We start from the raw sequence: 12,519 nt of genomic DNA on the forward strand, positions 1-12,519 counted from the left end.
AAATGATGCAATTTCAATTCCGTGACAAGTATGTCGCAACAGAAGAACCAATCATAATCGGGCTGCCTCATGAGCCCGCGCAGATGGACAACTACGAAGAGGTCGATACACTGCTCAACGGCCAGCTCGACGCTATCATCAAGGAAGATGTGCTGTCGACCGAATTCGGCGTCGTAACGACTACCGGAGCAATCATCCAGCGCGACTATCGTAAAGTCATTGCTGTCGGTCTTGGTGACGCCCGAGCCCTTGATCGGGTCAAACTGTCTGAAGCACTTGGCGTCATGTTCCAGTTCCTCAAACAGACGGACACGGTCAAAGGGCAGATACTGCTCGATACGTTCCCCGTCGATTCGCATATGGCCGCTGAACTGGTTGCCATCATGGCTGAGATCAGCGTATATGAATTCAATTCGTATAAGGTGGACCAGGCACCGCTGTTCAGTGAAACAGCAGCTTTTTCAATAACGAGCAGTGTTGATATCAAAGAGACGGTATCCCATTATGGAAAACTTGGTGAAGGCATCATCATGGCCAGAAATTTCAGCGAGACACCGCCTAATCTGATGACGCCCGAAGTCATGGCAGACAAGATTGCAGAAATCTTCGAGTCCCATCCCTACGTGACCGGAGAAGTCAAAGACGCGGCGACACTTGAAGCGGAAGGCTATGGTCTGATCACCGCAGTCGGCAAAGCGTCATATGCCAAACCGCGCCTCGTTACAATCGAATACCGTCATCCGGACGCAAAGGGCTACAAGCCTGTAGCGCTTGTCGGGAAAGGCGTCACTTATGATACAGGCGGCTATTCGATCAAATCAAAGACTGGTATGCCCGAAATGAAATATGATATGAGCGGTGCCGCCAACGTCATCGGCATGGTCCACGCGGTTTCGAACATGTCCTTGCCTGTACATATCATCGGGGTGGTTGCACTTGCTGAGAATATGATTGATGGCAATGCCATGCGACCGGATGATGTCTATATATCCTACAGCGGCCAGTCGGTCGAGGTGAAGAATACGGATGCGGAAGGCCGCCTCGTACTTGGAGACGCCGTATTCCACGCATCGCAGTACTCACCGAGTTTGATCATGGATTTTGCTACACTGACAGGTGCTGTAGTGGCAGCGCTTGGTGAGGAACGGACGGGCGTCTTTACGAATAAGGATGCCGCCTTCCTGAACCCATTGATTGAAATGACGGAACAGACCGGGGAAGCCGTATGGCAGCTGCCCATCTCGGAGGTGGAAGAGAAGAATGTCCGCCAGTCTGCAGTCGCCGATCTGACGAACCATGTCGAGAAGCCTGGCCGTGCGTCCTTTGCCGCCTGCTTCATCAAGCAGTTTGCAAATGGTACGCCGTGGATCCATTTCGATATCGCCGGAACGGGAACCACCTCAAAAACGACACCTTCTGGACCAAAAGGTGCGACCGGTGTAATGATCCATACTATTGTAAAAATGTTCGAAACGGGTCATTTCCATGGATAGGACCGGTCTGATCGAACTTCTTGATATCGTCGCTGTAAATGAAGCTCCCGGTCTTATGGTCATGGAGATGCCGGTTTCAAAAAAAGTACTGCAGCCCTTCGGGTATCTGCATGGTGGCGCCAATGTCGTCCTGGCCGAATCGGCCGCAAGCATGGGTGCAGCAGCACTCATCGAAGAAGATGAGATCGCCTTCGGCATGGAGATCAATGCGAACCATATAAAAACGAAGCAGTCGGGTACATTGACTGCAACCGCAAGATGCCGTCATCAGGGCAGCAGCACACAGATATGGGAGATTGAAATTACGGATGAGGAAAATAGTCTCGTCTGCCTTTCACGATGCACCATGGCAGTAAAAAAGAAGAGATGAAAAAAATGGATTCCAATCGGAATCCATTTTTTTATGTTTTTATTCATCTTCCTTATGTTCATGTTCTTCAGGTTCATTCGGAAGCTCGATTGCACCTTCCTCGTCTCTTGCAAGTTCATTGATGACCGTCATCCTGTAAGGGCTTATATTGGAATGGAATGCACTGCGTGACAGCATGTGCGCCGATACAGGCGCTGTAATGAAGATGAAGAGTACGGCCAGAAACAATTTGCTGTCGACATACCCGTCGACGAACCAGAAGTAGAGGAACGCGCCGAGCATCATCATCATGACACCAAGTGTGGAGCTTTTCGAAGATGCATGCAGTCTGGTGTAGACGTCCGGCAGACGGATGACTCCGATTGCACTGACGGCTGCCAGGAAGGCCCCGGCGAGTATGAAGAAGGTGATGATGCTAGTCATTATAATGTCTATCATTATCGATGATCACACCTCTCTCCAGGAATTTCGCAAATGCAATGGTTGAAATGAATGCCAGTATGCCGATCAGCAGTATGACAACGAGCAGATAGGTCGTATCGAGACGCATTGCAATCAGTGCAATCATGGCCATCAGGAGCACACCGAAAGCATCAAGCGCGACTACCTTATCGTGCAGAGTGGGCCCCTTGACCATTCGATATACCATGCCGATCATGGAGAGGGCCAGAATGATGATGCTTACTATGATGATGACATCAAGAAATGTATTCATGAATGCTTCACCTCGCTGATTGCATTTTCAAAACCGGATTTGATGGCGTCTATCTCTTCCTGCTTGTCACTCATGTTGAGAGCGTGGACATACAGGGTGGAGCGGTCATCCGAGATTGCCACAACGACCGTACCTGGTGTAAGTGTAATGAGCGCGGACAGCAGGCTGACCGACCACTCATCTTCAAGCTCGCATGGATAGGCAAAGAATCCGGGACGTATATCCATCTTTGGACTGAGTACGATTTTTATTACGTCGATATTCGCCTTGATCATTTCCCAGATGAATAGGAAGAAGAGGCGGATTATGGCATACAGCCGCTTCGTATAGATTGCTTCCGGAAGAAAGTTTCTGAGCATGTAGATTGCCGCAAAACCAAGCAGATATCCTGCAAAGAACGAAGCAACCGAGAAGCTCGATGACAGGAACATCCATAGGAAGGCCAGTGCCAGATTAAGCAGTATTTGCAAAGCCATCTATTCCACCTCCGTTATATATTGGGAGTAGGAGGATGGATCATAGAAGGACTGTGCAGCCATTTCAAACAGCGGATAGAGCACATCCGCCGCAAGACCGAAAGCAATCGATACGATCACCATTGCGATCGATGCGAACAGGATCTTACCGCTCTTGACGGGCTTGAGTGTATTGAAATCCATCTCCTCACCCCAGAATGCTTTGATGAACAGGCTGACGATGGAGTACAGCACGACCAGACTTGAAGCCAGGACGATGATGGCCGCAATGTGCTGGCCATTCTCGAACGCGGACTGTACGATGAAGAGTTTGCCGTAGAAGCCTGATAGCGGGGGGACCCCTGCCAGTGCCAGTGCGGCGATGAAGAACATCCATCCTGTGAATGGGTGGATCTTTATCAGTCCACCCAGGCGGTCTGCATTCGTCTCGCCTGTCCGGTAGATGAGGAAGCCGACCAGCATGAACAGTGCCGCCTTTATGATCATGTCGTGAATCAGATAGTAGAAGGCGCCGAGCATGCCTGTCTCATCCATCATTGCAACACCGACAAGAATGATGCCGACCGCGATGATGATGTTATAGATGATCGTCTTTTTCATATCCGTATAGCTCAATGCACCAATACAGCCCATGACGATGGTGAGAAGTGCCAGGAACAGGAGCATCTGGTGCGTAAAAGCAGTGTTGTCGATGAAGAAAAGGCTGTACGTCCGCGCAATGGCATAGACACCGACTTTTGTAAGCAGGGCACCGAAGAGCACAAGTACAGGCATCGGTGGCGCATAGTAGGATCCTGGAAGCCAGAAGTACAGAGGGAAAACCCCTGCCTTTGTGGCAAAAACGAACAGGAAGACGACTGCAACCAGACTCATGATGCTATAGTTGCCGTCGAATCCTTCAAGTTTGACATTGATATCCGCCATGTTCAACGTACCCGTCACCGAATACAGGTAGGCAAGAGCGAGTACGAAGAAGTTGGAGGATATGATATTGACAATAATATATTTGAATCCTTCCTGAAGCTGGATCTTTGTCCCCCCCAGTGTGATCAGGACATATGAAGCAAGCAGAAAGACTTCAAAGAAGACGAACATATTGAATATGTCCCCTGTAGAGAACGCGCCATTGACGCCGGTGATCATGAACATGACCATCACGTAGTAGTAGAATGTCTCCCGTTCGATACCAATGGACTGATAGGAATATACGACAGTTAGAAAAGTGATGATTGCAGTCGTCGTGAGCAGCAGGGCCGCTGCCATGTCGATGACCACACTGATACCGAAAGGTGCGGCCCAGTTGCCCAGGAATGTGACAATTGTGCCATTCTGATAGACATGGACGACCAGCCACAGCGCTGACAGTATGAGAAGCAATCCACTGATTGCAGCGATGACTCTATGGGCGATAGGCCTTTTTCCGACAAAGAGCATGATGATGCCTGCGAAAAAAGGAATCATGATCGGCAATAGAGGTAGAATATTAGTCGTCATGTGGCACTCCTTTCATTTCTTCGACGTTATCGGTGTCGAGTTCCCGGTAGCTTCTGAGTGCCAGTACAAGCGTATAGGCGGTCAAAGCAAATGCGATGACGATCGCGGTAAGAATCAGCGCCTGGGGAAGCGGGTCCGAGTAGTTCGACACTTCTTCATCGAGCACCGGTATGCTTCCGCGCTTGAGTCGTCCCATCGTCAGAAGCATGAGGTGGACACCGTGGCTCATTATCGCAGTACCGATGATGATTCTGATGAGGCTTTTGGACAGCATCAGATAGACGGCGGCACCGATGAGGATGCCGGCAAGTATGATTATGACAATTTCCATCAGTCTTCAGCCTCCCCGACAAGTGAGATGATGAATAGTGCAGTCGCAGCGACAGTCAGGAATACCCCGATATCGAACAGTACTGCAGAGTGCAGCGCCACTTCGCCGAATATCGGAATTTCCACGTACGTGTGCTGATGGGTGAAGAACGGTGTACCGAACAGGAATGACAGCGTAGGAATGCCTGCTGCGAAAAGCAGGCCTACAGTCAGCACAAGCCTGAAATTGATCGGTATCATTTTTTCCATCGTCTTCTTATCAAATGCAATCAGCAGAAGGATGAGGGCGGAAGCAGCAAGCAGACCGCCTACAAATCCGCCACCTGGTGTATAGTGGCCTGCAAAGAACAGGTTGAATGAGAACATGATGACGATGAAGAAGACGACTTTCGAGACAAACTGCAGAAATACATCATTCATCTGTTTCTGCCCTTTGCCTGCTTCAGTTTTCTTCAATGTGTGTTTCATCCTGTTTCCCCTTTCTGTTCAATCTTAGTCTCATCAGACTGTATATGCCCACACCGGCGATACCGAACACCAGTGTTTCGAATAATGTATCAAAACCACGGAAGTCGACGAGTATGACGTTGACCATGTTGCCGCCGGCAGCGAGTTCGTACACATTATCAATATGGAACTGGCTGATCGGGTCGAACAGGCGGTTTGAATATGCTGTGAGTCCGATCAGTATGGCCATGATGCCGACACCGGCTGCAACAATGAAGTTTGTAGTCTTGAAGCGCATCCGCTCGGGATGCTTGCTTCTTTTCGGCAGGTGATAGAAGCAGACCAGGAACAGGGCGGTCGTCACTGTTTCGATGGCCAGCTGTGTCAGCGCCAAATCCGCTGCTCTGAAGAAGACGAAGAACAGCGAGACGGCAAACCCGATTGCCCCGAGCATGATGATGGAGACGAGCCGGGACCGCGTTGCAAGTATGACGACAAGCGATGCGAGTATGATCACAACCATGGCGATCTCCTGTATACCGACTGGTGCGAGACTGCCGTAATCCATATTGAATCCTGTATTCATGAAGGTGACTGCCCCCATGATGACGAAAAACAGGAAGATGTATACCAGGTAGGAGCGCAGGAAACCGGTCATATAGCCATCCGTCAGCTTGCGTGAACCGAGGCGGCTGTATATGAGACCCTGATCATAAAGGTGGTTCAGGGTAAAACGTTCCTTATGGTAGTCGTAGATGAACATCCACTTGTCTTTGAAGTAGAAGAGCAGTGCACCGATGATGACGATGGCGACGGTCGCCCACAGTGCCGGGTTATTGAAACCATGCCACATGTACAGATGGGTGCCGAGTGGTGTATCGGACGCCATGATGCTCATTGCAGCCGGATCGATGATTGTTCCTGAAAGTATATTCGGGAAGAAGCCGAACAGCACGACGAGAACCGACAGGATGATCGGTGAAATCAGCATGAGCGCGGGTGCTTCATGCGGCTCCTTCGGTGTATCGTATGTGCGTTTCCCGAAGAATACGCCATATATCAGAAGGACCGAATATACGAATGTAAAGATGCTGCCAACGATTGCGAGCAGCGGGAAGATGAAGCTGACACTCGCCAGTGAAGCGAAATCCGCTTCCCTGATATCAATCATGGCTTCAAGGAAGAGTTCCTTGGACAGGAACCCATTGAATGGCGGCAGTCCTGCCATGGACAATGCGGTAATGACTGTCAGCGTAAATGATATGGGCATGACTGTCAGCAGTCCGCCGAGCTTCTTCAGGCTTCTCGTTCCTGCTTCATGATCCACAATGCCCGTCAGCATGAACAGTGCCCCTTTGAAGGTGGCATGGTTGATCAGGTGGAACACCGCGGCAACGACAGCGACCGAGAAATGGGCTTCATTTGCTCCGGTCAGGACGCTGAGTGCACCGAGGCCGAGCAGGGACATGATCAGTCCGAGCTGGGAAACGGTGGAGAATGCAAGAACTGCTTTCAAGTCATCCTTGCTGATGGCATTGAAGGAAGCCCATGTCATTGTAATCAGTCCGCCGAGCAGAATGATCCAGACCCACGTCTCCGAAAAGGCGAAGAGTGGTGTCAGTCTTGCAACAAGATAGATGCCCGCCTTGACCATTGTCGCCGAGTGCAGGTACGCACTGACAGGTGTCGGTGCTTCCATTGCGTCCGGCAGCCAGATGTAGAACGGGAACTGTGCTGATTTTGTAAATGCACCAAGCAGCACCAGTACGATTACAAACGGCGTCAGCGGGCTCTCCTGGATGAGAGCAACCGATTCCAGCATGCCTCTGATGCTTGCCGTACCGGTGATGTTCTGCAGCAGCAGGAACCCACCGAGCATCATGAACCCACCGAACATGGTGATGAGCATGGATTTCTGGGCACCATAGAGCGAAGGCTCACGTGTATGCCAGAAGGCGATGAGCAGGAAGCTCGAGATTGAAGTCATCTCCCAGAAAAGATAGAGCATGATGACGTTATCATTGAGAACGACTCCAAGCATGGCGGTCATGAAAATGAGGAGATAGACATAGAAATTGCCAAGGTGTTCCTCTCTCGACAGGTAGCCGATCGAGTAGAGTACGACAAGTGCGCCGATACCGGAAATCAGTAGGGCAAACAAAAGTCCAAGACCGTCTATGTAGACATCAAAATTCATGCCGATTCTCGGCATGAAATGCATGGTTTCATATACCACCTGGCCATCGCCCACCCGTGGGATGAACGTCAGCAGATATATGAATATGGCCAGTGGGACCAGAAGTACGAACCAGCCCAGGTGCAGGCGCCTGTAATACCTGTAGATGATGCGTACCACTATGGCAGCGAGTACAGGCAGTATGATCGCCAGATGTATTAGCGTCAAAATATATCCTCCTTTTTTCAACATTATATAGAACGATTATACAGTACTGGCAGTGTTAAATAAATCTATAGGGTTTGAAAATATTGAAAATAGCTGTATAGTATAATTAGGAAAAAAGCAGTCTTCTGTCATAAAATTTTCACATTTGAATTACCGAATCTGCAAGAAATGAAACTAGGAGGCACTAATATGAGTTATCCCCAGCTATCATCTGAAGTTGGCAGCAATGAAGTGCAGGCTGTCATCGAGACAAATCACGGTGACGTGAAAGTAAAGCTTTTCAAGGACATCGCACCCAAGACGGTCGAGAATTTTACAACACATGCCAAAAATGGCTATTATGACGGTCAGATCTTCCACCGTGTCATCAAGGATTTCATGATTCAGGGCGGTGATCCGACTGGTACCGGCATGGGCGGAGAAAGCATATACGGCGGCAGCTTCGAGGATGAGTTCTCAACAGAAGCTTTCAACCTCTACGGCGCACTGTCCATGGCGAACGCAGGACCTGGCACCAACGGCAGCCAGTTCTTCATCGTCCAGGCAAAAGCAGTGCCGGCGCAGATGCTAAGCCAGCTGGAAGGCGCAGGCTATCCGGCTGAAATCATCGAAGCATACGAGAAGCAGGGTGGCACACCATGGCTCGACCAGCGCCACACTGTGTTCGGCCACGTAATCGAAGGCATGGATGTTGTCGAGAAGATTGCAGATGTCAAAAAAGGACCACAGGATCGCCCGATGCAGGACGTTGTCATCAATACAATCAGCGTAACTGGATAGAAATATGAAAAAGCGGGTTCAGAAGCCCGCTTTTTCATATCAAATGATCACAAAATGGTCATTAATCGCCAATTTACTCGGAACAGGTTTTTGATATACTGTAGGCAGTAAAGGTGAGTGATCGACTATGATGGAGTTTTTATATTTTCCTGAAGATAAAACCGAATATATACCCGCTCTGCTTGTCCTCGGGCTGACAATTCTGCTCGCCTATGTCGTCTATCGCATCTTCAAGCGCCACTCCGAGCGCCAGGAGGAGAAGATGAAGGATTTTGAACAGCAGGTGATGGAAAGAATTGAACGGGAAGACCGGGATGGATCAAGGAGGCCGTAGTGGATGCTGCGGGTCTTGATCATTACAGGAACGCAAGGCGCCTCAGGGGAGGCGGTCCTTGCGTTTTTTTGATCTCATCCGGCCGATGATTAGATAATCACTTCCTATTATGATAAAATAATGAATGCGTATGAACTACTGAAAGTTAGTGGGGTAATCCATGTGACAAAAAAATATCGGAAAGGCCAGTTTGTAAAGGTCAAAGTAACTGGTATCCAGCCGTATGGTGCTTTTGTCAAAACCCCTGATAATCAAGAAGGACTCATTCATATTTCAGAAGTGATGAACGATTATGTCCACGATGTCAATCAGTTTTTATCCAAAGGCCAGATCGTCAAGGCGAAAGTGCTGAGTGTGGACAAGAACGGCAAACTGAACCTTACCCTGAAAGATAATGAATACTTCAGGAATGAGGAGAGAAAACGGGACAGGCGTTCAGTCCTGGATCAGATCAAGGATACGGAAAAATATGGCTTCGAGTCCCTTAGACAAAAGATGCCGCAATGGATTGAAACAGCGAAACGACGTATTAAGTAGAATGTCTGGCCGAGTACATGTAAAGAAGCGCATTGCTAACGAAATGGAAAGCCTGCAGATTATTGATCTGCAGGCTTTCTATTTATTCTGTAAATTGTATACCCTTTTCATTAATGAAAGCGCAACCATTAATCCGGGAGGCATGCAGTTGACTGTACGAGCATAGATATCCATCGTGCTGAATACCTTTGCAGAGCGTACTGAAGCGCTCACATCGCCTTTATCAAAAAGCTTGAAAAAGTCTGACAAAGCGTTCATTATTGTTTATAGAGTTCAATATTTTAAGGAGGTTATCTTAATGATACCGTATAAACATGAGCCATTTACGGACTTTTCGAAAGAGGAAAACCGTAAAAAACTTGAAGAAGGTCTGAATACAGTAAAAGGGTATCTCGGTCAGGATTATCCACTGATCATCGGTGGAGAACGTGTCATGACAGATGACAAGAAGGAATCCTACAACCCTGCACATAAAGAGGAGACGATCGGCCAGCTGTCCCAGGCGAGCCAGGAACATGCTCAGCAGGCAATGGACGTGGCACTCGAAACGTTTGAGACGTGGAGAAAGTCCTCATTCGAATTCCGTTCCGATGTACTGTTCAAAGCAGCAGCCATCATCCGCAAACGGAAGTTCGAATTTACGGCACTGCTTATAAAAGAAGGCGGCAAACCATGGAAAGAGGCGGATGCAGATACAGCGGAAGCGATCGACTTCCTCGAATACTATGGCCGCAATCACCTTAAATTGAAAGACGGCGATCATGTGGAATCCCGCCCGGGCGAATACAACCAGTTCCACTACATTCCACTGGGGGTCGGCCTTGTCATCTCCCCATGGAACTTCGCATTTGCCATCATGGCAGGTACGACGGCGGCAGCTGCGGTTACAGGAAACACTGTACTGCTGAAGCCATCATCCCGTACATCGGTCATCGCATATAAATTTGTTGAAGTACTGGAAGAGGCAGGCCTGCCAAAAGGTGTTGTAAACTTCATCCCTGGTTCTTCAAGAGATATCGGCGACTACCTGGTCGAGCATAAGGATACACGCTTTGTTTCATTCACAGGTTCCCGTGACGTCGGTACAAGCATCTTCGAGAAGGCTGCTGTCGTCCAGGAAGGGCAGACGCACCTGAAGCGCGTCATCGCTGAAATGGGCGGCAAGGATACGATTGTCGTCGATTCCGACGCCGACCTCGAACTTGCAGCAGAAGCCATCGTCACTTCGGCATTCGGTTTCAGCGGGCAGAAATGTTCAGCTTGTTCCCGTGTCATTGCACTCGATGATATCCACGATGAACTGCTCGAGAAGGTCGTTGAAAAGACGAAGAAGCTCGAAGTCGGCAATCCGGAATCGGATATCGATGTCGGACCGGTCATCGACGATGCTTCACTGGAAAAAATTCAGAAGTATATTGAAATCGGAAAGGAAGAAGGTAAACTTGAAGTAGGCGGGGAAACTGAAAATGAAACAGGACACTTCGTTCACCCGACAGTATTCTCAGGTCTCAAGCATGACGATAGAATCATGCAGGAGGAGATTTTCGGGCCGGTCGTGGGCTTTGCCAAAGCGAAGGACTTCGATCAGGCGATCGACTATGCCAATGCAACAGACTACGGTCTGACAGGCGCGGTCATCACAAAGAATCGCGAGCACATCGAACAGGCACGCCGCGATTTCCATGTCGGCAACCTGTACTTCAACCGTGGCTGTACTGCTGCGATTGTCGGCTACCAGCCATTCGGCGGATTCAAGATGTCCGGCACGGATTCCAAAGCCGGCGGTCCGGACTACCTGACGCTTCACATGCAGGGCAAGACGTCTTCAGAACAGTTCTAGAACGCACTTCAATCAAAAATCACAATCAGAACAGCGGGCACACACCCGCTGTTTTTTGGAAAGGATGAGACAATGACGAAATCACAGGAAATCATCAATCAGACAGAACAGTATGGTGCACCAAACTACAAGCCGCTGCCGGTGGTCATCTCGGAAGCAGAGGGCGTATGGGTGAAGGATCCGGAAGGCAACAAGTATCTGGACATGCTCAGTGCATATTCCGCAGTCAACCAGGGGCACAGGCACCCGAAAATCATCCAGGCGCTGAAAGATCAGGCGGATAAGCTGACTCTGACATCCAGGGCATTCCACTCGGATAGGCTCGGTCCATGGTATGAAAAGGTATGCAGACTTGCAGGCAAGGAAATGGTACTGCCGATGAATACGGGAGCCGAAGCGGTCGAAACAGCGATCAAAGCAGCGCGCCGCTGGTCCTACGACGTGAAAGGTGTGGCGGACAACAAGGCGGAGATCATCGCCATGAACCAGAACTTCCATGGCCGTACGCTCGCTGCCGTATCCCTGTCTTCAGAAGCGGAGTACCGCCGCGGCTATGGTCCACTGCTCGACGGCATAAAGCTTGTCGATTTTGGTGACATTGAACAGATCAGGGAGGCAGTGACTGAAAATACAGCAGCAATTCTGCTTGAACCGATCCAGGGTGAAGCCGGCATCAACATTCCACCGGAAGGCTTCCTGAAAGCCGTCAGAGAATTGTGTGATGAACAAAATATCCTATTCATCGCCGATGAAATCCAGGCAGGACTCGGCCGTTCCGGCAAGATGTTTGCGACAGACTGGGATGATGTCAAACCGGACATGTACATACTCGGCAAAGCGCTTGGCGGTGGTGTCTTCCCGATTTCGTGCATCGTGGCCGACAAGGAAGTGCTTGAAGTGTTCAATCCGGGATCCCACGGCTCCACATTTGGTGGCAACCCGCTCGCATGTGCAGTGTCCGAAGCCGCACTCGACGTACTGATTGACGAAAATCTAGTGGAACGTTCACTTGAACTCGGTGACTATTTCAAAGGTGAGCTTGAGAAGATCGACAGTCCGCTGATCAAGGAAGTGAGAGGACGCGGTCTGTTCATCGGGGTTGATCTGACAGAATCTGCACGTCCATATTGCGAGGAACTGAAGAACCTGGGCATCCTGTGCAAAGAAACGCATGATACGGTCATCCGCTTTGCGCCGCCCCTCATCATTTCGCAGGAAGACCTGGACTGGGCGCTTGAAAAAGTGAAGCAGGTCCTCTCCAAATAAACCCTTTCAAACAGCAGTTAATATGTTACAATA

Annotated in this window: 14 protein-coding genes; 7 read left to right on the forward strand and 7 right to left on the reverse strand. The window is 49.6% G+C overall.

Annotated elements, in window-relative coordinates; translation table 11 throughout:
* Nucleotides 1-5: 5 nt before the first annotated feature.
* Nucleotides 6-1,493: a leucyl aminopeptidase family protein gene (locus tag FO441_RS00250; RefSeq protein WP_145284090.1), complete on the forward strand. Its 1,488-nt coding sequence runs from the start codon at nt 6-8 to the stop codon at nt 1,491-1,493.
* A complete protein-coding gene (locus FO441_RS00255; protein WP_145284093.1) occupies nt 1,486-1,863 on the forward strand; it encodes a PaaI family thioesterase in 378 nt (125 codons plus the stop codon). The genes FO441_RS00250 and FO441_RS00255 overlap by 8 nt, the downstream gene beginning before the upstream one ends.
* A gap of 39 nt (nt 1,864-1,902) precedes the next feature.
* On the opposite strand, the gene mnhG is transcribed toward FO441_RS00255, so the two are convergent.
* Genes mnhG through FO441_RS00290 form a run of 7 tightly spaced genes read right to left on the reverse strand, consistent with a single transcriptional unit; the run spans nt 1,903 to nt 7,729 of the window.
* Nucleotides 1,903-2,301 (reverse strand): monovalent cation/H(+) antiporter subunit G, encoded by a 399-nt coding sequence (gene mnhG, locus FO441_RS00260; RefSeq protein ID WP_145284096.1) that lies wholly within the window; start codon nt 2,299-2,301, stop codon nt 1,903-1,905.
* The gene (locus tag FO441_RS00265; RefSeq protein WP_145284099.1) at nt 2,279-2,578 is read right to left on the reverse strand and encodes a Na(+)/H(+) antiporter subunit F1; all 300 of its coding nucleotides are present in this window, start codon (nt 2,576-2,578) and stop codon (nt 2,279-2,281) included. Before FO441_RS00265 ends, mnhG begins: the two co-directional genes overlap by 23 nt.
* A complete protein-coding gene (locus FO441_RS00270) occupies nt 2,575-3,054 on the reverse strand; it encodes a Na+/H+ antiporter subunit E (protein ID WP_145284102.1) in 480 nt (159 codons plus the stop codon). The genes FO441_RS00265 and FO441_RS00270 overlap by 4 nt, the downstream gene beginning before the upstream one ends.
* Nucleotides 3,055-4,548 (reverse strand): Na+/H+ antiporter subunit D, encoded by a 1,494-nt coding sequence (locus FO441_RS00275; RefSeq protein WP_145284104.1) that lies wholly within the window; start codon nt 4,546-4,548, stop codon nt 3,055-3,057. It abuts the gene before it with no gap.
* A complete protein-coding gene (locus FO441_RS00280) occupies nt 4,538-4,879 on the reverse strand; it encodes a Na(+)/H(+) antiporter subunit C (RefSeq protein ID WP_145284107.1) in 342 nt (113 codons plus the stop codon). The genes FO441_RS00275 and FO441_RS00280 overlap by 11 nt, the downstream gene beginning before the upstream one ends.
* Nucleotides 4,879-5,346 carry a Na(+)/H(+) antiporter subunit B gene (locus FO441_RS00285; protein WP_145284110.1) on the reverse strand — a complete coding sequence of 156 codons (468 nt, stop codon included), beginning with the start codon at nt 5,344-5,346 and terminating at the stop codon, nt 4,879-4,881. Before FO441_RS00285 ends, FO441_RS00280 begins: the two co-directional genes overlap by 1 nt.
* Nucleotides 5,321-7,729, reverse strand: coding sequence for a Na+/H+ antiporter subunit A (locus tag FO441_RS00290; protein ID WP_145284113.1), 2,409 nt, complete (start codon nt 7,727-7,729; stop codon nt 5,321-5,323). Before FO441_RS00290 ends, FO441_RS00285 begins: the two co-directional genes overlap by 26 nt.
* Nucleotides 7,730-7,918: 189 nt before the next feature.
* Between FO441_RS00290 and FO441_RS00295 the strand changes: the two genes are divergently transcribed.
* The 5 genes from FO441_RS00295 to FO441_RS00315 all read left to right on the forward strand — a co-directional run bounded on the left by FO441_RS00295 (nt 7,919) and on the right by FO441_RS00315 (nt 12,486).
* Nucleotides 7,919-8,509 carry a peptidylprolyl isomerase gene (locus FO441_RS00295; RefSeq protein ID WP_145284116.1) on the forward strand — a complete coding sequence of 197 codons (591 nt, stop codon included), beginning with the start codon at nt 7,919-7,921 and terminating at the stop codon, nt 8,507-8,509.
* Between the two features lie 127 nt (nt 8,510-8,636).
* Nucleotides 8,637-8,843, forward strand: a complete 207-nt coding sequence (locus FO441_RS00300; protein WP_145284120.1) for a hypothetical protein — start codon at nt 8,637-8,639, stop codon at nt 8,841-8,843.
* 162 nt (nt 8,844-9,005) lie between these two features.
* Nucleotides 9,006-9,380: a S1 domain-containing post-transcriptional regulator Ygs gene (gene ygs, locus FO441_RS00305; RefSeq protein WP_145284122.1), complete on the forward strand. Its 375-nt coding sequence runs from the start codon at nt 9,006-9,008 to the stop codon at nt 9,378-9,380.
* A gap of 298 nt (nt 9,381-9,678) precedes the next feature.
* On the forward strand, nt 9,679-11,220 hold the full coding sequence (gene pruA, locus FO441_RS00310; RefSeq protein ID WP_145284126.1) for an L-glutamate gamma-semialdehyde dehydrogenase: 1,542 nt from the start codon (nt 9,679-9,681) through the stop codon (nt 11,218-11,220).
* Between the two features lie 72 nt (nt 11,221-11,292).
* On the forward strand, nt 11,293-12,486 hold the full coding sequence (locus FO441_RS00315; RefSeq protein ID WP_145284130.1) for an ornithine--oxo-acid transaminase: 1,194 nt from the start codon (nt 11,293-11,295) through the stop codon (nt 12,484-12,486).
* Nucleotides 12,487-12,519 lie beyond the last annotated feature (33 nt).

It is taken from the genome of Salinicoccus cyprini (assembly GCF_007713705.1).
Classification (GTDB): Bacteria; Bacillota; Bacilli; order Staphylococcales; family Salinicoccaceae; genus Salinicoccus; species Salinicoccus cyprini.

Excerpts from the sequence above, each read along its gene's own strand:
- FO441_RS00315 (WP_145284130.1), top strand. The coding sequence starts at position 11,293 with ATGACGAAATCACAGGAAATCATCAATCAGACAGAACAGTATGGTGCA.
- FO441_RS00250 (WP_145284090.1), top strand. The coding sequence starts at position 6 with ATGCAATTTCAATTCCGTGACAAGTATGTCGCAACAGAAGAACCAATC.
- FO441_RS00285 (WP_145284110.1), bottom strand. The coding sequence starts at position 5,346 with ATGAAACACACATTGAAGAAAACTGAAGCAGGCAAAGGGCAGAAACAG.
- FO441_RS00280 (WP_145284107.1), bottom strand. The coding sequence starts at position 4,879 with ATGGAAATTGTCATAATCATACTTGCCGGCATCCTCATCGGTGCCGCC.
- pruA (WP_145284126.1), top strand. The coding sequence starts at position 9,679 with ATGATACCGTATAAACATGAGCCATTTACGGACTTTTCGAAAGAGGAA.
- FO441_RS00295 (WP_145284116.1), top strand. The coding sequence starts at position 7,919 with ATGAGTTATCCCCAGCTATCATCTGAAGTTGGCAGCAATGAAGTGCAG.
- mnhG (WP_145284096.1), bottom strand. The coding sequence starts at position 2,301 with ATGATAGACATTATAATGACTAGCATCATCACCTTCTTCATACTCGCC.
- FO441_RS00270 (WP_145284102.1), bottom strand. The coding sequence starts at position 3,054 with ATGGCTTTGCAAATACTGCTTAATCTGGCACTGGCCTTCCTATGGATG.
- FO441_RS00265 (WP_145284099.1), bottom strand. The coding sequence starts at position 2,578 with ATGAATACATTTCTTGATGTCATCATCATAGTAAGCATCATCATTCTG.
- FO441_RS00300 (WP_145284120.1), top strand. The coding sequence starts at position 8,637 with ATGATGGAGTTTTTATATTTTCCTGAAGATAAAACCGAATATATACCC.
- FO441_RS00255 (WP_145284093.1), top strand. The coding sequence starts at position 1,486 with ATGGATAGGACCGGTCTGATCGAACTTCTTGATATCGTCGCTGTAAAT.
- FO441_RS00275 (WP_145284104.1), bottom strand. The coding sequence starts at position 4,548 with ATGACGACTAATATTCTACCTCTATTGCCGATCATGATTCCTTTTTTC.